Genomic DNA, 210 nt, shown 5'->3' with positions numbered 1-210 from the left:
TTTTTTATTTACTTATATACGTACAGCTGTACCACTTACAGCAACCATTAACATTCCATCACGTACAACCTCGTAATCTACGTCAATACCAACGATAGCGTTCGCACCTTTTTGTTTTGCAAGTTCTTTCATTTCGTCCATCGCAATATCACGAGCGTCTTTTAGCTTACTTTCATAAGCACCAGCACGGCCACCGACAACATCACGAAC

General features: G+C 41.0%; 1 protein-coding gene. It reads right to left on the bottom strand.

Features of this window, described 5'->3' with window-relative positions:
- Window positions 1–12: 12 nt before the first annotated feature.
- A partial coding sequence (locus tag RT27_RS31830) for a heavy metal-binding domain-containing protein (RefSeq protein ID WP_043939352.1) occupies window positions 13–210 on the bottom strand: 198 nt, incomplete at its 5' end.

This window comes from Bacillus sp. L_1B0_5, from assembly GCF_000836715.1.
GTDB classification, from domain to species: Bacteria; Bacillota; Bacilli; order Bacillales; family Bacillaceae_G; genus Bacillus_A; species Bacillus_A thuringiensis_S.
The sequence above is the reverse complement of the archived record's forward strand: the minus strand, read 5'-3'. Positions and strand labels throughout refer to the sequence as shown.